At 72.2% G+C, this 21,245-nt stretch carries 24 protein-coding genes, 1 other RNA gene and 1 pseudogene; 10 read left to right on the top strand and 16 right to left on the bottom strand.

Going from position 1 to position 21,245, the window contains the following annotated elements; translation table 11 throughout:
- Positions 1-32: 32 nt before the first annotated feature.
- A pseudogene (locus GWK15_RS15800) lies at positions 33-335 on the bottom strand (YkvA family protein); the annotation flags it as partial.
- Between the two features lie 148 nt (positions 336-483).
- Here GWK15_RS15800 and GWK15_RS15795 point away from each other — a divergent pair.
- Together GWK15_RS15795 and GWK15_RS15790 are read left to right on the top strand one after the other, a co-directional pair.
- The gene (locus tag GWK15_RS15795) at positions 484-1,146 is read left to right on the top strand and encodes a winged helix-turn-helix transcriptional regulator (RefSeq protein WP_168042316.1); all 663 of its coding nucleotides are present in this window, start codon (positions 484-486) and stop codon (positions 1,144-1,146) included.
- Between the two features lie 75 nt (positions 1,147-1,221).
- Positions 1,222-1,824, top strand: a complete 603-nt coding sequence (locus GWK15_RS15790; RefSeq protein WP_168042315.1) for a LysE family translocator — start codon at positions 1,222-1,224, stop codon at positions 1,822-1,824.
- Between the two features lie 10 nt (positions 1,825-1,834).
- On the opposite strand, the gene GWK15_RS15785 is transcribed toward GWK15_RS15790, so the two are convergent.
- Complete coding sequence (locus GWK15_RS15785) at positions 1,835-2,587, bottom strand: YebC/PmpR family DNA-binding transcriptional regulator (protein ID WP_168042314.1); 753 nt, start codon at positions 2,585-2,587, stop codon at positions 1,835-1,837.
- 117 nt (positions 2,588-2,704) lie between these two features.
- On the opposite strand from GWK15_RS15785, the gene GWK15_RS15780 reads away from it, so the two are divergent.
- On the top strand, positions 2,705-3,337 hold the full coding sequence (locus GWK15_RS15780; protein ID WP_168042313.1) for an MSMEG_1061 family FMN-dependent PPOX-type flavoprotein: 633 nt from the start codon (positions 2,705-2,707) through the stop codon (positions 3,335-3,337).
- Positions 3,338-3,399: 62 nt separating this feature from the next.
- On the opposite strand, the gene GWK15_RS15775 is transcribed toward GWK15_RS15780, so the two are convergent.
- The 9 genes from GWK15_RS15775 to GWK15_RS15735 all read right to left on the bottom strand — a co-directional run bounded on the left by GWK15_RS15775 (position 3,400) and on the right by GWK15_RS15735 (position 10,537).
- Complete coding sequence (locus tag GWK15_RS15775) at positions 3,400-4,191, bottom strand: SDR family oxidoreductase (RefSeq protein ID WP_168042312.1); 792 nt, start codon at positions 4,189-4,191, stop codon at positions 3,400-3,402.
- 77 nt (positions 4,192-4,268) lie between these two features.
- Entirely contained in the window at positions 4,269-4,853 is a 585-nt protein-coding gene (locus tag GWK15_RS15770) for an HXXEE domain-containing protein (RefSeq protein ID WP_168042311.1), read from the bottom strand.
- Between the two features lie 54 nt (positions 4,854-4,907).
- Entirely contained in the window at positions 4,908-6,251 is a 1,344-nt protein-coding gene (locus tag GWK15_RS15765; RefSeq protein ID WP_168042310.1) for an LLM class flavin-dependent oxidoreductase, read from the bottom strand.
- A gap of 102 nt (positions 6,252-6,353) precedes the next feature.
- Positions 6,354-8,117 (bottom strand): solute carrier family 23 protein, encoded by a 1,764-nt coding sequence (locus tag GWK15_RS15760; RefSeq protein WP_168042309.1) that lies wholly within the window; start codon positions 8,115-8,117, stop codon positions 6,354-6,356.
- A complete protein-coding gene (locus tag GWK15_RS15755) occupies positions 8,114-8,935 on the bottom strand; it encodes a TIGR00282 family metallophosphoesterase (protein WP_168042308.1) in 822 nt (273 codons plus the stop codon). Before GWK15_RS15755 ends, GWK15_RS15760 begins: the two co-directional genes overlap by 4 nt.
- Positions 8,932-9,531: a 5-formyltetrahydrofolate cyclo-ligase gene (locus GWK15_RS15750; RefSeq protein WP_168042307.1), complete on the bottom strand. Its 600-nt coding sequence runs from the start codon at positions 9,529-9,531 to the stop codon at positions 8,932-8,934. Before GWK15_RS15750 ends, GWK15_RS15755 begins: the two co-directional genes overlap by 4 nt.
- Positions 9,532-9,807: 276 nt before the next feature.
- Positions 9,808-9,962, bottom strand: a non-coding RNA gene (ssrS, locus tag GWK15_RS15745) — 6S RNA.
- A gap of 9 nt (positions 9,963-9,971) precedes the next feature.
- Positions 9,972-10,316 carry a cell division protein ZapA gene (locus tag GWK15_RS15740; RefSeq protein ID WP_168042306.1) on the bottom strand — a complete coding sequence of 115 codons (345 nt, stop codon included), beginning with the start codon at positions 10,314-10,316 and terminating at the stop codon, positions 9,972-9,974.
- A complete protein-coding gene (locus GWK15_RS15735; protein ID WP_168042305.1) occupies positions 10,316-10,537 on the bottom strand; it encodes a hypothetical protein in 222 nt (73 codons plus the stop codon). The genes GWK15_RS15740 and GWK15_RS15735 overlap by 1 nt, the downstream gene beginning before the upstream one ends.
- A gap of 90 nt (positions 10,538-10,627) precedes the next feature.
- Here GWK15_RS15735 and GWK15_RS15730 point away from each other — a divergent pair, with 90 nt between their 5' ends.
- From GWK15_RS15730 to thiE, 4 genes are all read left to right on the top strand, one after another.
- Complete coding sequence (locus tag GWK15_RS15730) at positions 10,628-11,086, top strand: hypothetical protein (protein ID WP_168042304.1); 459 nt, start codon at positions 10,628-10,630, stop codon at positions 11,084-11,086.
- Positions 11,087-11,152: 66 nt separating this feature from the next.
- Positions 11,153-12,073, top strand: a complete 921-nt coding sequence (locus GWK15_RS15725) for a class I fructose-bisphosphate aldolase (protein ID WP_168042303.1) — start codon at positions 11,153-11,155, stop codon at positions 12,071-12,073.
- Between the two features lie 104 nt (positions 12,074-12,177).
- A complete protein-coding gene (locus GWK15_RS15720) occupies positions 12,178-13,047 on the top strand; it encodes a tetratricopeptide repeat protein (RefSeq protein WP_168042302.1) in 870 nt (289 codons plus the stop codon).
- A 41-nt stretch (positions 13,048-13,088) separates the two neighbouring features.
- Complete coding sequence (gene thiE, locus GWK15_RS15715) at positions 13,089-13,715, top strand: thiamine phosphate synthase (RefSeq protein WP_168042301.1); 627 nt, start codon at positions 13,089-13,091, stop codon at positions 13,713-13,715.
- Between the two features lie 4 nt (positions 13,716-13,719).
- Here thiE and GWK15_RS15710 read toward each other — a convergent pair whose 3' ends face one another.
- Complete coding sequence (locus tag GWK15_RS15710) at positions 13,720-15,354, bottom strand: pectate lyase family protein (protein ID WP_168042300.1); 1,635 nt, start codon at positions 15,352-15,354, stop codon at positions 13,720-13,722.
- Between the two features lie 113 nt (positions 15,355-15,467).
- Here GWK15_RS15710 and GWK15_RS15705 point away from each other — a divergent pair, with 113 nt between their 5' ends.
- Entirely contained in the window at positions 15,468-16,202 is a 735-nt protein-coding gene (locus tag GWK15_RS15705; RefSeq protein ID WP_168042299.1) for an FkbM family methyltransferase, read from the top strand.
- A gap of 23 nt (positions 16,203-16,225) precedes the next feature.
- Positions 16,226-17,071 carry a TauD/TfdA dioxygenase family protein gene (locus tag GWK15_RS15700; RefSeq protein ID WP_168042298.1) on the top strand — a complete coding sequence of 282 codons (846 nt, stop codon included), beginning with the start codon at positions 16,226-16,228 and terminating at the stop codon, positions 17,069-17,071.
- On the opposite strand, the gene GWK15_RS15695 is transcribed toward GWK15_RS15700, so the two are convergent.
- From GWK15_RS15695 to epmA, 3 genes are all read right to left on the bottom strand, one after another.
- Positions 17,068-17,379, bottom strand: coding sequence for a c-type cytochrome (locus tag GWK15_RS15695; RefSeq protein WP_168042585.1), 312 nt, complete (start codon positions 17,377-17,379; stop codon positions 17,068-17,070). The two genes, GWK15_RS15700 and GWK15_RS15695, sit on opposite strands and share 4 nt — an antisense overlap.
- Positions 17,380-17,381: 2 nt before the next feature.
- Positions 17,382-18,083: a hypothetical protein gene (locus tag GWK15_RS15690; protein WP_168042297.1), complete on the bottom strand. Its 702-nt coding sequence runs from the start codon at positions 18,081-18,083 to the stop codon at positions 17,382-17,384.
- Positions 18,084-18,152: 69 nt separating this feature from the next.
- The gene (gene epmA / locus GWK15_RS15685; protein ID WP_168042296.1) at positions 18,153-19,175 is read right to left on the bottom strand and encodes an EF-P lysine aminoacylase EpmA; all 1,023 of its coding nucleotides are present in this window, start codon (positions 19,173-19,175) and stop codon (positions 18,153-18,155) included.
- A 35-nt stretch (positions 19,176-19,210) separates the two neighbouring features.
- Between epmA and GWK15_RS15680 the strand changes: the two genes are divergently transcribed.
- Positions 19,211-20,197 carry a lysine-2,3-aminomutase-like protein gene (locus GWK15_RS15680; protein ID WP_168042295.1) on the top strand — a complete coding sequence of 329 codons (987 nt, stop codon included), beginning with the start codon at positions 19,211-19,213 and terminating at the stop codon, positions 20,195-20,197.
- On the opposite strand, the gene GWK15_RS15675 is transcribed toward GWK15_RS15680, so the two are convergent.
- Positions 20,194-21,084: an EamA family transporter gene (locus GWK15_RS15675; protein ID WP_168042294.1), complete on the bottom strand. Its 891-nt coding sequence runs from the start codon at positions 21,082-21,084 to the stop codon at positions 20,194-20,196. The two genes, GWK15_RS15680 and GWK15_RS15675, sit on opposite strands and share 4 nt — an antisense overlap.
- Between the last annotated feature and the right edge of the window lie 161 nt (positions 21,085-21,245).

Below are 21,245 nucleotides of genomic sequence, written 5' to 3'. Positions count from 1 at the left end.
AGACCGAGCAGCACCCAGACCGCGACGATGAAGGCCGCCCCCGCCCGGCTCACCGGCCGCGCCACGGCGGCCTCGGCCCGCAGCCGGCACTCGGCCATGACGTCCCTCGGCACCAGCGCGACAACCGCGAGGATGCCGAGCGGCACCAGGATGACGTCGTCCAGATAGCCCAGCACCGGAATGACGTCCGGGATCAGGTCGATGGGCGACAGCGCATAGGCCGCGACGGCCACCGCCAGCACCCGCGCATACCAGGGCGTGCGCGGGTCCCGTGCCGCCAGCCAGACGGCCAGCACGTCGCGCTTGATGACACGCGCCCAGCCTTTCAGTCGCGCGAGCATGCCGATTCAGGCGGCCGTGTGGCCGCGAAGGGGAACGGAAAGCATGCCGGCTTATAGCGCGCCTCGGCCCGGGGCAGCGCGGCGGTTGGTCGGTCCGGATTCCGGACCGGTCGTGGCCGGCACGTCATGGTAGCCTGAGATCATGAGCGGATACGGTCAGTTCTGCGCGGTCGCGCGGGCCCACGAGGCGCTCGGCGGGCGCTGGACGCTGCTCGTGGTCCGCGAGCTGCTCTCCGGCAGCCATCGCTTCAACGACATCCGCCGGGGCATCCCGCGCATCTCGCGCACGATGCTGTCGGAACGTCTGCAGGGGCTGGTGCATCTCGGCGCCGTGATCCGCGGCGAAGGACCGCACGGGCCGGAATATCGGCTGACGCCCGCGGGCCACGAGCTGGCCGCCGTCATCGGCGCCCTGGCCGTCTGGGGCCAGCGCTGGCTGCCGCGGCGCGCGGCGGCGGAGGACCTCGACCTCGAGCCCGTGCTGGCCGACATGGCGCGTCGCACCCGGGCGGAGGCCCTCCCGCGCGCCCCGACCGTCCTGCGCTTCGACCTGCGCGGCCACGCCACGCGCTTCATGCTGCTCCGCCCTGGCGAGGCATCGGTCTGCGAGCACAATCCCGGCTTCCCCGAGCGCCTGCGCCTGCATGGGCCGCTCCCGGCGCTCGTCGCCTGGTGGCGTGGCGATGCCGAGTTCCCGGAAGCCAGGCGCCTCGGCCTCGCCATGGACGGCCCGCGCGACCTGGCGCGCGCCTTCCCGGGCTGGTTCGACCGGTACCAGTTCGCCGAGATCCGTGCCGCATCCTGACGGGTCAGGATTCCGGACCCCACGTCGGACAGCGGGCCGGGCATCACTCTGCTCCTCGCCTGACGGGAGAGCCCGATGCCCACCGACACCCTGCTCGCACTGCTCGTCTTCGCCGCGGTGAGTTCCATCACGCCGGGGCCGAGCAACTTCATGCTCCTCGCCTCAGGCGCCAATTTCGGCTTCCGCCGCACCGTGCCGCAGATCCTCGGGATCTCGGCCGGATTCGGCTCGCTGCTGCTCGGCGTCGGACTGGGGCTCGGCGCCGTTCTGACGGCGATACCGGCGCTGCACCTGGCGCTGAAGTTCGCCGGTGCCGGCTACCTGCTGGTCCTCGCCTGGCGCATCGGCTCGGCCCGCGCCATCGGGGCTGGCGCGGCCGTGCCGAAGCCGCTCACCTTCGCCGAGGCCGCGGCCTTCCAATGGGTCAATCCGAAGGCCTGGGTGGCGGCCGTCAGCGCCATGGCCGTCTATGTCAGCGCGACGGCGCCCTTCGTCTCGGTCATCCTGGTCTCGGCGGTCTTCGCGCTCGCCATCCTGCCGAGCCTCGCCGCCTGGACCGGCTGCGGCCTCGTGATTCGCGACCTGCTCTCGGATGCCAGGCGGCTCCGCCTCTTCAACCTGTCGATGGGCGCGCTGCTCGCCGCGACGCTCTGGCCCCTGTTGCTCCAGGGGCCCTGAGCATGGCGGCTCAGGCGGCCGAGAGCCGTTCCGCCGCAGCCTCGTCCACCTCGAAATTGGCGTAGACGTTCTGCACGTCGTCATTGTCGTCGAGCGCATCGACGAGCTTCAGCACCTCGCGCGCCTTCTCCTCGTCGAGGTCGACGGTCGTGGACGGCCACCATTCCAGCTTCGCCGCCTCGGCCTGGCCGAACTTCGCCTCGAGCGCATCGCGCACCGCGGCGAAATCCTCGACCGAGCAGGACACCTCATGCCCCTCCGCGTCGGATTCCACATCCTCGGCGCCGGCCTCGATGGCCGCTTCCAGCATGGCGTCGGCGGAAGCCGCGTCCGGCTTGTAGCGCAGCACGCCCTTGCGTTCGAACTGGAAGGCGACCGAATTGGTCTCCCCCAGCGCGCCGCCGTTCTTGTTGAAGATCGACCGAAGGTCGCCGCCGGTGCGGTTGCGGTTGTCGGTCAGCGCCTCGACGATGATGGCGATGCCGTGGGGGCCGTAGCCTTCGTACCGGACCTCCTGGTAGTCCTCGCCCTGCCCGGCGCTGCTGGCCCGCTTGATGGCGCGGTCGATGGTGTCGCGGGTCATGTTGGCGACCAGAGCCGCCTTCACCGCCGCGCGCAGCCGCGGGTTCATCGCCGGGTCCGGGATGCCCATCTTGGCGGAGACCGTGATCTCGCGGATCAGCTTGCCGAAGGCCTGGGCCCGCTTGGCGCCCTGGGTCGCCTTGCGGTGCATGACGTTCTTCGCGTGCGAATGGCCGGCCATGGCCGCCTCTCTCTCGAAAATCGGTGATGTCGGATCGGCCGCGCTTCTACCCGCCGCCCGCCGCCCCGGGCAAGCGCGGGCTGGCCGGACGGTGCGCAACCGGGCCAGACTGGCCCCATGGACACGCAGACCCCCGCCGACCCCTTCGCCGTCACCTCCGAGGCCCGCCTGCGGGAACTCTACGACCAGCCGCTGGAAGGGCCTCTCAAGAAGGTGGCCTACCGGATGGAGGCGACCGCCCGCGCCTGGATCGCGGCCTCCCCCTTCTGCATCATCTCGACCGTCGGGTCCCGCGGCGTGCACGCCACCCCGCGCGGGGACGCGCCGGGCTTCGTGGCGGTCGAGCCGGACGGGTCGCTCGTCATCCCCGACCGGCGGGGCAACAACCGGCTCGATGCCCTGCGCGACATCCTCGAGGACAACCGCGTCTCGGTGATCTTCTTCGTCCCCGGCGCGTCGGAGGTGCTGCGCGTGCACGGCACGGCCCGCATCACGGCCGACCCGGCGCTGACCTCCCGCTTCGTCGAACGCGGCAAGACGCCGACGACGGTGCTGGTCGTGACCGTCACCGAGCTCTTCATGCAATGCGCGAAGTCCATCATGCGGTCGCGCCTGTGGGACGGGAAGGCGCGCCCGGAAGGGCTGCCGACCATGGGGCAGCTGATCGCGTCCCATCGCGGGGACGGGCAGGTGGACGCCTCGGCCTATGACCGGGACGCGCCGGAACGGCTCAAGCAGACGATGTACTGAAGCAAGGTCGGGGGAGGAGAACCTCCCCCGAATCCCCCTCCCTTCTTTGGGAACCGGGGGGCTTACAAAAGGCCGCGCGCGATGCCGCCGTCGACATTCACCGTCTGGCCGGTGACGTAGGAGGCACGGGGGCTCGAGAGCCACACCACCATCGCGGCGATCTCCTCCGGATTGCCGAAACGGCCCAGCGGGATCTCGTGCGCGAATTCCGCGATCACGTCCTCGGCGGTGACGTTGCGCTCCGCGGCCAGCTTCGCGGCGCGGTCGGTCCACAGCCTGGTCAGCGTGCGCCCGGGCGCGACGCAGTTCACCCGGATGCCCTCGGCCGCATACTCGCCGGCCAGCGTCTTGGTCAGGCCGAGCAGGCCCGCCTTGTGCACGTTCGACACGATCTGATTCGGATAGGGCATCCGCGACGCCGCCGCGCCGAGCAGCACCACCGACGGCGCATGCCCCTTGCGCAGCAGCGGCAGCGCCGCGCGCACCACCCGCACGGCCGAAAGCACGTTGAAGGTGTAGTTGCCGATCCAGTCCGCGTCGCTCAGCGCCTCGAAGCCCGACCGGATCGAACCACCCACCGCATCCACCACCGCATCGACCGCACCCCAGCGCGCCGCGACCTCCGCCAGCAGCGCCTCGGCCGCACCGTCCTGCGTGATGTCGGCGACCGCGGTCGCGGGCCGGCGCCCCGTCGCTGCCGCGATGCGATCCGCCGCCGCGGCGATGCCCGCCGCGTCGCGGGAGGCCATCACGACCCCCGCCCCTTCCGCCGCCAGCGCCTCGGCCGTCGCGAAGCCGATCCCCGCAGAGGCGCCGACCACCAGCACCCGCCGCCCGCTGAAACCCAGATCCATCCCTACCCCCTTGGAACGCGTTCCCGCGCGTCCCTAGCAGGCGCCGGGCGACCGGGCCATGCGGCGCGGCCCTCGCGCTATGGCGTCAGACCCTGGGCCGCGTTCCGCCTCAACCGCAGGAGAACATCGGCGATGATGAGACCATGCAGGACGACGGCCAGTCCCAGCGCCGCGAGATGGAAGCCGATCCCGACCGGCCCGATCGCGACGATCGTCGCGAGGCTCAGCGGCAGGAACACGACCACCGAGGTCGCCAGACCCGGATTGTAGCCGCGGAAGCGCAGGGCGGCGGCGATATGGGTGATGCCGTTCAGCAGCATCGCATAGGGCGCCACCAGCCCGAACCCAGCGCCCCAGAGAAAGGCGGCATACAGCGCCGCGAGGTTGAGACCCCAGACGACGGGCAGGTTGATGACGAGGACCGCCGTGACGCTGAGGGCATCCCGGCCGCCGAAGATCCGCTGGTTGACGAAGCGGCGGAAGCGATCGCCCGTATGCTCCTCGACCTGGTGGACCATGTAGCCGGGGCTATGGAGGAACAGGAGCACCAGCGGCAGCGCATAGGACGCGTGCAGCAGCGGCAGGATCGCGAGCAGCGCCGCCGCCATGAAACCGGCCGCCGCCACCCAGCGCCCCGCGAGCCACGTCTTCAGTCCCTGCATCGGTCCCTGCCCCGGACGGAGGCCGTATCGCGGTCGGACATCCCCCGGCGCGGGCTATTCCGCCGCCCGCGCCGTGGCGAAGAAGCGGTTCTCCGGCCGCGGCAGGCCGAGATGCTCCCGCAGCGTCGTCCCCTCATACTCGGTGCGGAAGATGCCGCGCCGCTGCAGTTCCGGCACCACCTGGTCGACGAATTCGTCGAGCCCGCCCGGCACATAGGGGAACATGACGTTGAAGCCGTCGCAGGCGCCGGTCTCGAGCCATTCCTGCATCTCGTCGGCGATCGTCTGCGGCGTGCCGACGATCGCCGCGCCGCCATAGCCGCCGAGGCGCTGCGCCAATTGCCGCACCGTGAGGTTCTCGCGCCGCGCGATGGCGATGGCGCGCTCGCGGCCGCTCTTGCTGTGCTCGGTCTCGGGGATGTCGGGCAGCGGCCCGTCCGGGTCGAAGGCACGGGCATCGACGCCGAGCGCGATGGACAGCGAGCCGATCGCGCTCTCGTAGTGCACAAGGCTGTCGAGCTTCGCGCGCTTGGCCTTCGCGGCCTCGACAGTGTCGCCGACGACGACGAGCGCGCCGGGCAGGATCTTGATGTGGTCGGGGTTGCGCCCGGCCGCGGCCGCGCGGGCCTTCACATCGGCATAGAAGGCGCGCGCATCGGCGATCGGCCCGCCGGCGGCGAAGACCATCTCCGCCGTCTCGGCCGCCAGCTGCCGCCCGGCATCGGAGGCACCCGCCTGCACGATCAGCGGCCAGCCCTGCACCGGCCGCGCGACGTTGAGCGGCCCGCGCACCTTCAGCTCCGCCCCCACATGGTTCAGCACGTGCATCTTCGCGGGGTCCCAGAAGATCCCACTTTCCGCGTCGCGGATGAAGGCGTCGTCGGCGAAGCTGTCCCACAGGCCGGTGACGACGTCGTAGAATTCGCGCGCGCGCTTGTAGCGCTCGCCATGGGCCATGTGCTCGTCATGGCCGAAGTTCAGCGCGGCGTCGGGGTTCGCGGTGGTCACCACGTTCCACCCCGCCCGCCCGTTCGAGATGTGGTCGAGCGAGGCGAACTTCCGCGCGACGTGATACGGGTCGTTGTAGGTGGTCGACGCGGTCGCGATCAGCCCGATGCGTTCGGTCACCGCGGCGAGCGCGGGCAGCAGCGTCAGCGGGTCGAAGGAGGTGACGGTGTGGCTCCGCCGCAGCGCCTCGATCGGCATGTTCAGCAGCGCCAGGTGGTCGGCCATGAAGAAGGCGTCGAACTTCCCCGCTTCCAGCTTCTGGATCAGCGTCCTGAGCCGCGGGAAGGAGAAGTTCGCATCCGGCCAGGCGCCGGGATAGCGCCACGCGCCGGTATGGATGGAGACGGGACGCATGAACGCGCCCAGATGCAGGCGACGCGGTGCGGGCATGGGTTGCTCCCGATCAGGCGCGCGACATGGCGGCGCCTGCGAAGATGGCTTCGACGTGGGCGTTTAGATCGTGACGCACGGGGCCCGGAGCAAGGCGCCGGCCTAGTCCTGGAAGTCCATCCAGAGCTCCTGCCCCGAAGTCGTCGCCCGCATCCCATGCTCGCTGGTCTCCCGCAGGGCGAGCCAGAGCGCGGTCATCTCGAGCGCATCGCCGCCGGCCTCGATGTCCTCCGCGCGCGGCCGGCGCTTCGGCTTGGGCAGCGGCGGCCCGGTGAAGGCGACGGCGATGCGCACCCGTTCCTCGAGCTGCGTCGCCGTGATCACCGCCTCATCCAGGCCGCGCCCGGCAAGCAGGTCGCACAATTCCATCAGCGCGTGGTGCATCTTGCGCACCGTGTCGGGCCGAAGTCCCCAGGCGCCGCCCATCTGCGCGGTGCGGTCGTCGAGCAGGTCGCCCACGCGGCCGTCCAGGCGGACGGGGAAGGTCTCGACGCGCTTGACCAGCGGCAGCGTCACCAGGTTCGCGAGGAAGGCCACGAGCCCGCCCACCGCGAGCGGCGCGGCGAGCGCAGGCATCGCCGCCGCGAAGAAGCCGGGCGCCACCAGCGCCGACAGCCCCGCCGACAGGCCGAGCCCCGCCACCACCGTGCGTCGGGCATCGAGCTTGCGGATCACGATCATCTCGCTGCCCTGCGCCATCATGAAGCAGGCGACGTAGAGCAGCATCGCCGCCTGCACCGGCGCCGGCACCAGCACGAACAGCGCCACCAGCTTGGGCGAGAAGGCGAGCAGGAACAGGATCCCCGCCCCCGCGAGCGCGATGGTCCGCGCGAAGGTGCGCGTCGCGATCGCGAGGCCCACGGAGGCGGAGGACACCGCGGCCGGCATGCCGCCCATCAGCCCGGCAACGGCGACCGCCGAGCCATGCGCGAGCAGGCCGCGCCGCAGCGGCCCCGGGTCCGGCCGCGTCCAGTCCCCATCCACCGCGCGCTGGAAGGCGACGAGAGAGCCGAGCAGGGCGGCGATCGCCGCGACGGTGCACAGCAGGAAGGAGACGACGAGCGTCGGGTCGAAGGCGATGCCGCCATGCGCGCCGGGCCGCGGCAGCGCGAACCACGGCGCGGCCTCGAGCAGCTCGGCCGCGCCCGGGGTCGCCATGCCCGCGGCGAGCGCGCCCGCGACGCCGGCCAGCGTGCCCGCCAGCACGGCGTATCGCGCGAAGCGCCAGCGCAGCACGCCCACCACCACCATGACGAAGAAGCAGCCGAACATCACCAGCATGCGCGGCAGGGATTCCGCTGGCCGCTCGGCATCGGCGCCGGCCATGGCCAGCACGCTCGGCAGCACCGAGGCGCCGATCAGGAAGACGATGACGCCCATCACCTCGGTGGGCAGCAGCGCGGAGAGGCGGCGCACCGCCGGCGCCACCACCACGGTCACGATGCCGACCATGACCACCATGGTCGAGGCCTCGGCAAGGCTGGCCCCGAGCTGCGCGGCCAGCAGCATGGGCGCGAGCATGACGATCGAGGGAATGCTCGGCACCGGGTAGCCCGAGCCGACCGGCCCGCGCGTCAGCACCTGCAGCGCGGTCGCCACGGCGACCGAGATCAGCGACAGGCAGAGGAAGTTCGTCGCCTCGAGCGGCCCGGCGCCGAAGGCGGTCGCGACCATGCCGGGCAGCAGGAAGTAGATCGACTGGATGGCGATCTGCTGCAGCGCGAGTGCGAGGGTCTGCGCCGGCGGCGGCCGGTCCTCGAGCCCGAGCACGACGTCGGGCACATGGCCGGGCACGCGGTCCCCCGACCGACCGAACGCGGCCGCCATCCGCCCGAGCAGGCCGGGCCGTTCGGGAATGGCCCTCATGCGATCGGGCGTTCGGGCGCGAGGCAGCCGCCCATGCGCAGCGGTGCTACGCGGCGCGCGAGGCCGGTCGCGTCGTCGGTCTCGACGAACAGGCCGCAGACGGTCGCCTCGCCCTCGGCCGGGGCGAGGCGCTCGGCCGGCACCTTGCGCCAGAAGCGGATCGAGGCGCCGCCCTTCTGCATGCCGATGACGCTGTCGTAGTCGCCGCACATGCCGGCATCGCTCTGGAACGCGGTGCCGCCAGGCAGGATGCGCGCATCGGCGGTCGGCACATGGGTGTGGGTGCCGATGACGAGGCTCGCCCGCCCGTCGAAGGAATGGCCCATGGCCTGCTTCTCGGACGTCGCCTCGGCGTGGATGTCGACGATGGCCGCCTGCACGCTGCCCTGCGCGCCGAGCGTGTGCTTCGCGAGTTCGGCCTGCACCGCGCGGAAGGGGTCGTCGAGCAGTTCCATGAACAACCTGCCCATCGCCTGGACGACCAGCGCGCGGCGCCCGCCGCGCAGATCGATCACCGCCGCCCCGCGCCCGGGCGTGCCGGGCGGATAGTTGAGCGGGCGGACGATCCGCGGCTCCTCCTCCATGTAGGGGATGATTTCCTTGCGGTCCCAGGCATGGTTGCCGAGGGTGATCGCGTCCGCTCCGGCCGCGAACAGCGCGCGCGCCATGTCGGGCGCCAGGCCGAAGCCGTGCGAGGCGTTCTCGGCGTTCACCACCACCAGGTCGAGGGCGAGGTCGCGCCGCAGGCCGGGCAGCGCGGCGGTCACCGCGTCACGCCCGGATCGTCCCACCACGTCGCCGAGAAAGAGGATCCTCAACTGGTCCCTGCGCAGTCCACCACGCCCTGTTCGGTCGCCACCCTGCGGAGCCGGACGTCGGTGGGTCCCGCCGGCACGCCGGGAGGGTCATGCATTTCCTGCGCCGCGTAGGCAACCCCGATCGCGGTCGCGTGAGGCAAGGCCGCCAGCGTCCGGTCGTAATATCCGCCCCCGTAGCCGAGCCGCCGGCCGGCACGGTCGAAGGCGAGCAGCGGCACAAAGAGCCAGTCGGGCGTGACGTCCTCGCCCGAAGCGGGCTGTCGCGTGCCCATCGGGCCGGCGGCGAGAGGGTCGCCGGGCTGCCAGCGGCGGAAGCGCAGCGGCTGGCCGCGCCTGGGCGTCACCGGCAGGCAGAGCTTCTGGCCCCGCGCGTGCAGGGCCTCCAGCAGCGGCCTCACGTCGATCTCGGGCCCCATTGGCCAGAAGGCGGCGACGACGGCTCCCGGCGGCGGCGGACAGTCCCGAAGGACGACGGCGGCAAGCGCCTTCCCCTTCCCCGCGGGATCGACGGCCGCCCGGCGCGCGAGGGCGCCACGCCGCGCCTCCGCCTTCAGTTCCGCCAGGAGAACGTCGCAATAGGGCGCGCTGTCGCTCATGCGCGGACGTCAGCGCGTTCCGGCCTCAGGCGCAACGGGCCCGGCCGCCCTACCCATCCGCATCACCCTTTCGGCCCGAGGCCTTGCCTCGGGCCGGGAGCGCGAAGCGCGACCGCGCCAAGACCACCAGCCGCCTTCGTCGCGCCAGTCCACGGCGCGCAAGCCAAGCCGGCGGATGCCGGCGCCGGCGCCTGAGGCACAAGAAGACTCCGGCGTCTGAGGCAAAAAACAACACGCCCCCCGAGGCCAGGCCTCGGGGGGCGTGTTGGAATCGAGTGCGGAGCCGCCCTGGCCGCTGGCGTCTCATCCTCCCAAGGCCTGCTAATGCAGGTGGGCGCCGGGTGCCCGGACCACGGCCCGGACAGAGCCAGCTCCCGGAGGATGCTTATTGGCCCTGGGGATGAAGTGCCTGGCGCGCCGGGCAGCCCCACGCAAGGAACCTAGGCGCGCTCCAGGGTCGCCGCAATGGCCTCGATCGCCTCGGCGACGCGGTTGAGCCGTTCGGCGAGCGCGGTGTCGGGCACCGGCGCGGGCGGAGGCGGCGCGGCCACGGCGCCGCCGGCCTTCAGCGCGGCGATCTCGGCCTGCAGGTCGCCGGTCTCGTCGGCCAGTTGCAGGGCGGCAAGGAGCAGCATGCGCGTCTCGCCGAACTGCATGCCCATGGCCTTGAGCGTGCCGATGCGCTTGTCGACCTCGGCGGCCATGTTCGTGAGGTGGCGTTCCTGCCCGTCCTGGCAGGCGACGGGGTGGGAATATCCGCCGACGCGGACCGTGACCTGGGCCATCAGACCTCCTCGCCCAGAACCCCGCGCAGCCGCGCGATGGTCTCGTCCAGGCGGGCGGCAAGGGCGGCCACGGCGGCGGGATCAACGCCCTCGGACGGTGCCGCGGCGGATGCCTCGGCGGGCACCGGCGCGGGACGGGCCGTCATCGCACGGCCGAGCCGCGCGACGGCGGCTTCGAGCCGCAGCGTGGCCTCGGCCACCGGATCCACCGCCTCGTTCATCCGACCCCTGGGTTCCACCGTTCCCTTGCCCCGCGCAACGCCGCAGGATGACAGGGAAAGCCTTGGCAGAGAGGGACCTCGGGGTCAACGGTGACGCAGCGTGTCAGCAGTCCGGCGGTCACGGTCCATGCGCTGGCGCAGGCCGAGGCGGCGCTGGCGGCGGCCGGGCCGGCGGGGGTGGTGCTGCTCTCCGCCCCCGGCGCCGCGGGCTTCCTGGGTCCGTCCTGGTTCCTGGCGATGACGGCCGAGGCCGGGCGACGGCATCCGGGCACGGCATGGGGGGCGGTGCTGGACTGCGCCGATGCGGCGGGGACGGCGCTCGCCGCGATCCGGGCCGGGGCGCGCAGCGTCATCCTGGCCGGCGGCGCGCCGGGCTTCGCCGCGGTCGCCGCCGCGGCGGCCGAGGCCGGGGTGGATCTCCGGCACGGTCGTCCGGACAGCCTCGACCTCGGGCGGCTCGACCTGCGGCGCCGGGCGGATGCCGCGCGGCTGGCCGCCTGGCTCGCCATGGAAGCGCCACAGGAATCGCCGACACCGCCGGCCCCGTGACAGGGCGCATCGCCTGCGGTATCGCGCGCTGCGCTAGACTTAAGGCCCCGAAGGAAGGACGCCACGATGAAGCTGACCCGCCGCGTGAAGGAAATCCTCTCCTGGTACGAGAGCGACAACCCCGGGACGAAGGCGAACCTCGCCCGCATCCTGATGGAGGGGAAGCTCGGCGGCACCGGCCGCATGGTGATCCTGCCGGTCGACCAGGGCTTCGAGCACGGCCCGGCCCGTTCATTCGCGCCGAACCCGGCCGCCTATGACCCGCACTACCATTTCGAACTCGCGATCGAGGCGGGGCTGAACGCCTATGCCGCACCGCTCGGCATGATCGAGGCCGGTGCGGCGACCTTCGCCGGCTCCATCCCGACCATCCTGAAGGTCAATAGCAGCAACAGCCTGTCCACCACCAAGGACCAGGCCGTGACCGGCAGCGTCTCCGACGCGCTGCGCCTCGGCTGCTCGGCGATCGGCTTCACGATCTATCCGGGCAGCGAATACCAGTTCGAGATGATGGAGGAGCTGCGCGAGCTCGCCGAGGAAGCGAAGGCCGCCGGCCTCGCGGTCGTGGTGTGGTCCTATCCGCGCGGCCCGATGCTCGACAAGACCGGCGAGACTGCCTTCGACATCTGCGCCTATGCCGCGCACATGGCCGCACTCATGGGCGCCCACATCATCAAGGTGAAGCCGCCGATGGAGCCGCTGTCGCTGGAAGCGGCGAAGAAGGTCTACGTCGAGCGGAAGATCGACGGCTCCGACATGGCCGCGCGCATCCGCCACATCGTGCAGACCTGCTTCAACGGCCGCCGGCTGGTCGTCTTCTCGGGCGGCGAGGCGAAGGGCACCGACGCGCTGCTGGCCGAGGTGAAGGCCATCCACGCCGGCGGCGGCAACGGCTCGATCGTCGGCCGCAACGCCTTCCAGCGCCCGAAGGACGAGGCGCTGAAGCTGCTCGCCTCGATGATCGAGGTCTACAAGTCCAAGCCGTGAGGCGTGATGCGGCCGGGGGTCCAGGCCCCCGGCCGCGCGCCATCCGGCGCATCCTCCGGATCTGCCTCCTACTCGCCGCCGCCCCCGCTTCGGCGCAGGCCCCGGTGCAGGAGAGCGCCTGCGAAGACGTCCAGCCCGGCCCGCCGGCCCACGCGGCCGAGGCGGCCTGCAGCTTCCTCCTCGACAACGACATCCCCGCCGGCCCGGCCGAGCGCGCGCGCATCCTGGTCAACCGGGGCGTGGCGCGGACGCTGACGGGCGCGATCGACGGCGCGGGGGCGGATTTCGATGCCGCGGTCGCGCTCGATCCGGCGAACCTCCATGCGCGGTCGAACCGCGCTGCCATGGCCGTGGGGCGCGGGGATCACGAAGCGGCGCTCGCCGACCTCGATGCGGTCATCGCCGCGAACCCCGACTTTCCCCTCGCCCAGCTGTCGCGCGCCCGGGTGCGGCGCGCGCTCGGCGACCGGGACGGCGCGCGCAGCGACCTCGACGCCGCCATCGAGGCCGCGCCGATGCTCTTCGAACACTATGCCCTGCGTGGCGACCTGCGGCGGGAGGAGGCCGATGTCGGCGGCGCCATGGCCGACTACGAGGCCGCCCTGCGCCGCCAGCCGGTGAACGCCTACGTGCGCACCAACCGCGCCGTGCTGCTGTTCCACATCGGCGCCCGGCGTCAGGCAGCCGAGGAGATCGAGCGCGCCCTCGACGAGGCCCCGCCCGGCGATCCCTGGCCGCTCGCCGCGAGCGCGGGGCTGGCGCTGCTCGCCGGCGACATCGGTCGTGCCGAGGCAGAACTCGCCGCCGCGCTGGAACGCGCGCCGCGGGACGCGATGGCGCTGCACCTGCGCGCCATCCTGCGCGCCCGGCTGGGCGATGGGCAGGGCAGCCGGGCGGATGCCGCCGCCGCCCGCGCCGGGCAGCCCGACATCGCGCAGGCGGCGGAGATCGTCTTCGGCCTGGGTCCGCCCTGACCACGCTTCCCAAAGCCCCCGAAGCGCGCGAAGGAAGCGCCATGACCGACGCCTGCCGCCTCTACCTCATCACCCCGCCGCGGCTCGACCCGCAGGGCTTCCGCGACACGCTCGGCGCGGCGCTCGATGCCGGGGACGTCGCCTGCCTGCAGCTGCGGCTGAAGGACGCGGCGCCGGACGACATCAGGCGCGCGACCGAGGCGCTGATGCCGGTCTGCCACGCGCGCGACGTCGCCTTCATCCTCAACGACGATGCGAAGCTCGCCCATGCGCTGGGCTGCGACGGCGCGCATCTCGGCCAGACGGACGGCGACCACGCGGGCGCGCGCAAGCTGCTCGAGGGAAAGATCCTCGGCATCACCTGCCATGCCTCGCGGCACCTCGCGATGGAAGCGGGCGAGCTCGGCGCCGACTACGTCGCCTTCGGCGCCTTCTTCCCCACCGACACGAAGGAGGTCGTGCACCACGCGGCGCCCGAGATCCTCGAATGGTGGTCGCAGATGATGGAGATCCCCTGCGTCGCGATCGGCGGCATCACGGCGCAGAACTGCGCCCCGCTGGTACGCGCGGGGGCGGATTTCCTCGCCGTGGTGGGCGCGGTGTGGAACCATCCGGACGGGCCGGCCGCCGGCGTGCGGGCGATGAACGCAGCCATCGCGGCGGCCTGAGCGCCTACATCGTCCACCCGCCGACATCGGCGAGAAAAAGTTCCGTCCCCGCCCCCACCGACACCATCGACGTGGTGATCAGCACATGCGTCGCCCAGGCCGGCGCCTCCTGCGGCGCGGTGGCGGTCTGGTCGAGGCTCCGGCTGTTGAAGCGCACCTCCCGCCAGTCGGCGACCTCGGCGGCCGCGGCGGGCGTCTGCACCTCGCCCCAGAACTGCGTCTCGCCGAAGCGCATGACGCCATGCGCATCGGTCGCGAGGTGGCGGGCCCAGAAGACCTGGAACCAGATCGGTCCGAGTGGCCCGGGGCCCTCGACGCGGTACCACAGCGCGGCCCCGAAGCCCTGGCCCGGACGGATCGGCGCCGCGACGCTGAAGGTGAAGTCCGTCCCGCCGCCGACCTCCTTCAGGATGCGCAGGCAGCGCGGCCCGTTTCGGGGACGCGTGGTGGACAGCGCCGCTTCCCCGCGCGCGGTATTCCAGCGGACGAGATGCGCACTCTCGCGCTGAGTCCCCGCACCGCCGACCCAGCAGGGCAGCGTCAGCGTTTCCCCACCGAAGCGCCCGGCATCGCCGAACACGTTGTGGCGCCTGTCGTCCTTGGTGATGGCCGGGACGTGGCGGTTGCCCTGCCCGGCCATGCCGTCGATCAGGATGCTGCCCTCCCCGCCCGCCAGCACGCCGCTCGCGGTGCGCCAGTTCCAGGCGAAGCAGTCGCGCAGCACGATGCGCGCCTGGCGGTCGCGCGCCATGAACATGAAGCGGTTGCGGTTGCCCTGCGCGAAATTGACGCCGGAGATCTGGATGCCACCGCCCTGCAGCAGCAGGTTCCCGGCGACGAGGTCGAAGGGAATGTCATTCTCCGCCGTCGGCCGGTGCTTCTCGAACCAGCAGCCGAAGAACTGGTTCAGGCCGGATCCCACGAACCATTGACGGCAATAGTCGAAGGCGCAGCCCTGGAAGATCGCCATCGAACCGGAGCGGTTCGCCACCGCGACGTCCGAGTTGCCCAGCGTGCAGCCGTAGAAGGACATGTTCTCGCCGGCGTCGTCGTTGCTGGTGAAGGCGAGGCAGGTGCGGCAGCCATGCACCTGCAGGCTGTAGCCCTGGCAGAGATAGGTCTTCGCCCCGTAGTCGATGCCCGTGCCGAAATCCGAGATCGAGAGGTTGCGCAGCGTGATCCGGCTCGACCGCGTCTCCGCCGCGGTGGCCATCGCGATGCCGGTCGAGGCGCCGCGGGATCCGGGGCCGCGCAGGATCAGCCCCTCGATCACCTGCGGTCCGTGGTCGTATTGCGGCGCATCGGCGGGCGCCGTCACGGTCAGCAGCGCCGTCCCCGCCGGCAGGCGGCGCCCGTCCAGCACCGCCCGCGCGCCGCTGACCGACACCCGTGTCGGATCCAGCCGCAGCCCGCGATCCACGCGGTAGGTCCGCGCGGCGAGCACCAGCACCCCGCCCTGCGGCCCCAACGCATTGATCGCCGCCTGGATGGCGCGCGCATCGTCGGCCTGGCCGTCGCCGCGGGCGCCGAAAGCCTCGGGCGTGACGCGCCCCGTCCCCGGCGCCTGCGCGGCGGCGGGCAGGGCGGCGAGCGCCAGCGGCGCGGCGGTGAACAGGGCACGACGGTCCGGGCCGGCCATGCGGTGGTCCTCTGAGCGGGCCGGGCAGCATAGGCGGCGCCGGCGCCGGCGCCGGTCCACGGGAGGCGAAAACTGCTGGGGCGATCGCCCGCCGGTTGCTAAGGCCATGGACCATGGACGAGACCCGCTTCCACACCCTGCTCCATCGCCCCGGCACGCTGGTCGATGTCGGCGCCCATGATGGGCTGATCACCATCCCCCTGGCGCGCCTGCCCGGGTCCCGCGTGATCGCCTTCGAACCCCTGCCGCCCGCCTTCGCGCGGTTGCAGGCGGCGCTGCGCGGCGCCTTCGGGACCGCGCCCGCGCATGTCGACTGCCGCGCGGCGGCGCTGGGCGACAGCGTGGGGGAGATCGTGCTCGCCATGCCGGTGCTCGACGGGGTCGCGCAGGAACAATGGGCGAGCACGGCCAAGGACTACGCGGCGCATCTGTCCGCGCGCGTGACCGTCGAGCGCTTCGCCGTGCCGGTCGAACGGCTGGACGATCTCGGTCTCGCGGACCTCACCGCGATGAAGGTCGACGCCGAGGGCGCCGAATACGAGATCCTGCGCGGCGCGCGCGAGACGCTGCTGCGCTGCCGCCCGGTGATGACGCTCGAGATCGAGGAACGCCACCGCGAGGGCAGCACCTGGGCGGTGCCCGCCTATCTCGATGCGCTCGGCTACGAGGTGCTGTTCGAACTGGGCGGGGAATGGTTCCCGGTCGCCGCACTCGATCGCGCGACGATGCAGCGCGCCTCGCCCGATCCTTCGGTGTTCGAAGCGTCGGACCCGTACGTCTTCGTCTTCTACGCGCTGCCGCGCGAGGACGCGCCGGCCCTCCTGGCGCGCCTGCAGGGGGCAGCGTAACCTCCGCGCAAACGGAGGGAAGCATGTCCATCACCGCGCAGCGCCTCATCGTCACGCGCGCCTCGGGATCCTGCGGGGCGGAGGTCTCGGGCCTCGACCTGCGGGACGGGCTCGACGATCGCACCGCCGCCGAATTGCGCGCCATCTGGCTCGAACACGGCGTGATCTTCCTGCGCGATGCGGACCTTCCGCCGGCGCGCTTCCTCGACGTCGCGCGCAAGTTCGGCACGCCCGTCGAATACCCCTTCGTGCGCGGCCTGGACGGCTTCCCGCAGATCACGCCGGTCATCAAGGAACCGCACGAGCGCATCAACTTCGGCGGCGTCTGGCATTCCGACACCGCCTATCTCGAGCGTCCGCCGATGGCGACGATGCTGGTCGCGCGCGAGGTGCCGGCGGCCGGCGGCGACACGCTCTTCGCCGATGCGCGCGCGGCCTACGAGGCGCTGTCGCCGGGCCTGCGCGCGACGCTCGACGGGCTGCGCGCGATCAATTCCTCGAAGAAGGCCGATGCGTCCAAGACGCGCGAGGACCGGCAGAAGGAACGCGGCGCGGTGACGAACGCCGAGGTGCTGGAAGCCTCGCATCCCGTGGTCCGCACGCATCCCGAGACGGGGCGCCGCGCGCTCTACGTCAACCTCGGCCACACCGCGCAGTTCGAGGGCTGGACGGTCGAGGAATCGAAGGCGCTGCTCGACTACCTGTTCGCCCACATCACCAAGCCGGAATTCACCTGCCGCTTCCGCTGGGCGCCGGGCTCGCTGGCCTTCTGGGACAACCGCGCGGTGCAACACTATCCGGTGAACGACTACCACGGCCAGCGGCGGGAGATGCACCGCATCACCCTGCTCGGCGATGTGCCGGCCTAACGCTCCAGGCTGCGGAGATAGGCCAGCAGGGCGTTGATCTCGGGCTGGCTGAAGGACTGTTCCGGCATGTCGGGATGGCCGGTGACGATGCCCTCGGCCAGCGCCTCGGCGAGGTCGTCGACCGGATAGCGACGGTGCAGGTCGCGGAAGGCCGGTGCGTTCGGCCGTGGGCTCGTCCCCGTGCGGCCGACCGCGTGGCAGGATCCGCAGCGCTCGGTCGCCAGGCGTTCGCCCTGGGCCACGTCCTGCGCATCGCCCGGCGCGGTGCAGGCGGCGACGAGCAGGGCGAACAGGGCCAGGGCGCGCATCGTCACGACCCGCAATTCGTCAGCGCGGCGGTCGCGAAGCCGCGGATCTCCGAGGTCACGCTCAGCGCCAGTTCCGCATTGCCGAGCACCACCACCTGGCGCTGCGGCAGGCCGGTGAAGGTCTGCGGGTCCTGCCCCGCCACCGTCACCACGACATTCGCCGTGCGGTTGATCTCATCCGTCTGGTTCGCGGTGCTGACCACGACGCGGACCAGGCCCTCGGCCAGTTCGATGCCGGAATTCTCCGGGATGCGGGTGCCGTAGACGATGGCGAAGCGGCGGGAGGTGCCGCGCGCCTCGCAGCGGCGGACCGGGGCGGCGTCGCGCAGCACCTGCTCGACGCGCTCGCGCGGGATGCCGGCGGCGATGCGCTGCTGGGCCAGCGAGAACAGCGCCGCCGCATCGCCCGCCGGCACGTCCCGCCGGTAGCGCGCCTGTAGCGCGGCGTTGTCGGCGCGGGACTGGCGCAGTTCGCCTTCCAGCTGGGCGTTGCGGGAATGCAGGTCGCGTATCTCGTTGCCCTGGGTCTCGATCCGTTCCTCGAGGCCCGTGACCTCGGCCCGCGCCAGGTCGAGGCCCGTCCGGTACGACCAGAAGCCCAGGCCCAGGAAGATGGCGAGCACCGTCACCCACTTCGCCGCGCGCGCGGCGAATTGCGCGTTGCGGCGCCTGCGTTCCCGGCTGCGTTTAGATCCGATCGCCATCGACCCCGTGCTCTGTTCCGGCAGGGCTTATAGACGCGAGGCCACCCGCCAAGGCAACCCGCCCCGGCGTCATGCCAGGGGCAGCCACAGCACGTCCTCGATCCGCGGCGCGCCGGCGGCGAGCATCGCCAGCCGGTCGAAGCCTAGCGCGATCCCGGCCGTCGGCGGCAGCCCCTGGTCCAGCGCGGCGAGGAAATCCTCGTCCACCTCCCAGCCATGCTCGCCGGTGATGCGGCGGCGCTCGGCGTTCGCTTCCTCGAAGCGCAGGCGCTGCTCGGCGGGGTCGGTCAGCTCGTCGAAGGCGTTGGCGAGTTCGATCCCGGCGACGAACAATTCGAAGCGCAGCGCGGCGCGGGGGTCGGCCGGGTCGCGCCGGGCGAGCGCCGCCTGGGGGGCCGGCCAATGCGTGAGGAAGGTCGCGCGCCCGCGGCCGATCGCGGGTTCTACCCGTTCCAGCAGCAGGCGGAAGAACAGGTCCTCCCAGGATTCGTCCGCATGGGGCGGCAGCCACGCCGCCGCGGCGGCCGCATGCAGCCGCGCCGCATCGCCCTCGGTCGCCAGGATGTCGAGGCCGTTGCAGTGGCGGCGAAAGGCCTCGGCCATGGTCAGCCGCTCGAAGGGCAGGCGCAGGTCGGTCGCGACGCCCTCATGCGCGACCACCGACGGGCAGACGGCGCGGACATAGGCTTCCGTCTCGTCCATGAGGCCCTCGAAGCACAGGCCCGGGCGATACCATTCCAGCATGGTGAATTCGGGGGCGTGGCGGGCCGAGACCTCGCCGTTCCGCCACACCCGCGCCAGTTCGAAGACCGGCCCGGCCCCGCCCGCCAGCAGCTTCTTGATCGCGAGTTCCGGCGAGGTCCGCAGCCATAGCCCCCGCCCCTCCCCCGCGCCGAGATGCGGTTCGAAGCGGGTGCCGAAGGCGCGGATATGGACCTCGGCGCCCGGGGCGGGGACCAGGCAGGGGGTCTCGACCTCCCTGTAGCCGCGCCCGGTGAAGAAGGCGCGGGTCGCCGCGACCAGCGCGGCGCGGCGGTCGAGGAAGGGCAGGCGCGCGGCGAGCCGCTCGGGGCTCCAGGGGGCATTCGGCATTGTGCGGACAGGGGCGTTGCAGTAACCGCCCGACCATGCCGGACGGTGACACGACACGCCAGGGACGCACGCTGCGCAGCGCCCGCGCCCTGCGCGAGGCCGGGCTGATCCCGCCCGCGGCCGAGGCCGCCGCCGCGCGCGTCGCCGAACGGTACGCCATATCGGTCACGCAGCACGTCGCGCGGCTGATCGACCCGGCCGACCCGGCCGACCCCATCGCCCGGCAATACATCCCCGACGCCGCCGAACTGGCGACCGCCCCGCACGAGGTCGACGACCCCACCGCCGACGGCCCCTTCACCCCGGTCAAGGGCGTGGTCCACCGGTACCCGGACCGGGCGCTGCTGAAGCCGCTGCTCGCCTGCCCCGTGTATTGCCGCTTCTGCTTCCGGCGCGAGGTCGTCGGCCCCGATGGCGGCCTGCTGACCGAGGCGGAGCTCGACGCCGCGCTCGCCTGGTTCGAAGCGACGCCAGCAGTGAAGGAAGCGGTGCTGACCGGGGGCGACCCGCTGATGCTCTCCCCCCGCCGGCTGGGCGCGATCCTGGCCCGCCTGGCGGCGGCGCCGCATATCGAGACGCTGCGCATCCACACCCGCGTCCCGGTCGCCGACCCCGGGCGCATCGACGCCGCGATGGCGGCGGCGCTGGACCAGGACAAGCCCGTCTTCCTCGCCGTCCATGCCAACCACGCGCGGGAATTCACGGCCGAGGCGCAGGCCGCGCTGGCCTGCCTTGCCCGCGCCGGGGTGCCGCTGCTGGGCCAGACGGTGCTGCTGCGCGGGGTCAACGACAACGCCGCCGCGCTCGAGGACCTGTTCCGCGCCATGCTCCGCGCTCGGGTGAAGCCCTACTATCTGCACGCGCTGGACCCTGCGCCGGGGACCGCGCGCTTCGCCGTGCCGGACGCGGACGGCCTTGCCCTGCTGCGCGCCCTGCGCGGACGGGTGCCGGGGCATGCCATCCCGACCTTCGTGCGCGAACGTCCGAACGGCGGGGGGAAGAAGCCGGTCGGAGCACCCTAGCGCTTCCTCGTCTGCGACCAGCCGATGTAGAGGCCCGAGGCGACGATCACCGCCGCCCCGAGCCAGGTGAAGGCGTCCGGCAGCTCGGCGAACATCCAGTAGCCGACGGCCACCGAGCTCAGCAGCTGGAAGTACTGGAAGGGCGAGATGACGTTCGCCGGGCCGAAGCCGAAGGCGATCGCCACGCAGTAATGGCCCAGCGCCCCCAGCACCCCCAGCGCGCAGAACAGCATGATGTCGAACCAGCCCGCCGGCGCGATCCAGACGAAGGGCATCACCAGCAGCATCCCGAAGGCGCCCACCGTGCTGCTGTAGAAGGCCGAGGTCTCGGGGCTCTCGATGCCCGCGACCATGCGGGTGAGGATCTGGTAGACGCCGTAGGACGCGGCCGAGAGCACCACGAACAGCGACGCCCAGTGGAACACCGCGCTGCCCGGCCGGATCACCAGCAGCACGCCGAGGAAGCCGCAGAGCAAGGCCACCACCCGCGCCTTCGTCGTGCGTTCGCCCAGCATCGGGCCGGCCAGCATCGCCACGATCAGCGGCGCCGTCAGGCTGATCGAGGCCGCCTTGCCCAGCGGGATGAAGGTGATGGCGAAGAAATGCGCGAGGTTCGAGGTGAACAGCAGCGCCGACCGCCCAAGCTGCATCAACGGCCGCCGGGTGCGCAGCACCGCCAGCCCATGGCGGGGGAAGAAGGCGATGGCGAGGAAGATGATGTGGCCGAAGGCCCTCGCCCAGGAGACCTGCAGGGAGGAATAGGTCTGCCCGAGCAGCTTCGCGCAGCCGCCCATGACGGCAAACAGCACGCCCGCCCCGACCATGAAGAGGATGCCGACGAGAAGACGCGTGGGCGCGGGAGCGGCGGCGGTTCGGGTGTCGGTCACGCGGGTGCGGTCGGGGCTCGGCGGGTGCTTGGGGCACGATGGGGCGGCGCGGAGTGCGTGTCCACGCACGCCGCGCACCCCGATGACCGCAGGGCGGAGGCGCGGCACGCGCCGAGCACCGGAGGTCTGAATCGGGGTATCCGACAAAGTTGCCGGCCGGG

Source organism: Neoroseomonas oryzicola (genome assembly GCF_012163135.1).
In the GTDB taxonomy this organism is placed as follows: domain Bacteria; phylum Pseudomonadota; class Alphaproteobacteria; order Acetobacterales; family Acetobacteraceae; genus Neoroseomonas; species Neoroseomonas oryzicola.
Note: the sequence above shows the minus strand (reverse complement) of the source record. Positions and strands in the feature narration are given on the sequence as shown.

Bases quoted from the DNA above. Each gene is read 5' to 3' on its own strand.
- GWK15_RS15790 (WP_168042315.1), top strand. From the start codon at position 1,222: ATGCCCACCGACACCCTGCTCGCACTGCTCGTCTTCGCCGCGGTGAGT.
- GWK15_RS15765 (WP_168042310.1), bottom strand. From the start codon at position 6,251: ATGCCCGCACCGCGTCGCCTGCATCTGGGCGCGTTCATGCGTCCCGTC.
- GWK15_RS15740 (WP_168042306.1), bottom strand. From the start codon at position 10,316: ATGGCCCAGGTCACGGTCCGCGTCGGCGGATATTCCCACCCCGTCGCC.
- GWK15_RS15775 (WP_168042312.1), bottom strand. From the start codon at position 4,191: ATGGATCTGGGTTTCAGCGGGCGGCGGGTGCTGGTGGTCGGCGCCTCT.
- GWK15_RS15770 (WP_168042311.1), bottom strand. From the start codon at position 4,853: ATGCAGGGACTGAAGACGTGGCTCGCGGGGCGCTGGGTGGCGGCGGCC.
- GWK15_RS15680 (WP_168042295.1), top strand. From the start codon at position 19,211: ATGCCGGACGGTGACACGACACGCCAGGGACGCACGCTGCGCAGCGCC.
- epmA (WP_168042296.1), bottom strand. From the start codon at position 19,175: ATGCCGAATGCCCCCTGGAGCCCCGAGCGGCTCGCCGCGCGCCTGCCC.
- GWK15_RS15695 (WP_168042585.1), bottom strand. From the start codon at position 17,379: ATGCGCGCCCTGGCCCTGTTCGCCCTGCTCGTCGCCGCCTGCACCGCG.
- GWK15_RS15735 (WP_168042305.1), bottom strand. From the start codon at position 10,537: ATGAACGAGGCGGTGGATCCGGTGGCCGAGGCCACGCTGCGGCTCGAA.
- GWK15_RS15760 (WP_168042309.1), bottom strand. From the start codon at position 8,117: ATGAGGGCCATTCCCGAACGGCCCGGCCTGCTCGGGCGGATGGCGGCC.
- thiE (WP_168042301.1), top strand. From the start codon at position 13,089: ATGACCGACGCCTGCCGCCTCTACCTCATCACCCCGCCGCGGCTCGAC.
- GWK15_RS15795 (WP_168042316.1), top strand. From the start codon at position 484: ATGAGCGGATACGGTCAGTTCTGCGCGGTCGCGCGGGCCCACGAGGCG.
- GWK15_RS15750 (WP_168042307.1), bottom strand. From the start codon at position 9,531: ATGAGCGACAGCGCGCCCTATTGCGACGTTCTCCTGGCGGAACTGAAG.
- GWK15_RS15690 (WP_168042297.1), bottom strand. From the start codon at position 18,083: ATGGCGATCGGATCTAAACGCAGCCGGGAACGCAGGCGCCGCAACGCG.
- GWK15_RS15700 (WP_168042298.1), top strand. From the start codon at position 16,226: ATGTCCATCACCGCGCAGCGCCTCATCGTCACGCGCGCCTCGGGATCC.
- GWK15_RS15710 (WP_168042300.1), bottom strand. From the start codon at position 15,354: ATGGCCGGCCCGGACCGTCGTGCCCTGTTCACCGCCGCGCCGCTGGCG.
- GWK15_RS15725 (WP_168042303.1), top strand. From the start codon at position 11,153: ATGAAGCTGACCCGCCGCGTGAAGGAAATCCTCTCCTGGTACGAGAGC.
- GWK15_RS15780 (WP_168042313.1), top strand. From the start codon at position 2,705: ATGGACACGCAGACCCCCGCCGACCCCTTCGCCGTCACCTCCGAGGCC.
- GWK15_RS15705 (WP_168042299.1), top strand. From the start codon at position 15,468: ATGGACGAGACCCGCTTCCACACCCTGCTCCATCGCCCCGGCACGCTG.
- GWK15_RS15785 (WP_168042314.1), bottom strand. From the start codon at position 2,587: ATGGCCGGCCATTCGCACGCGAAGAACGTCATGCACCGCAAGGCGACC.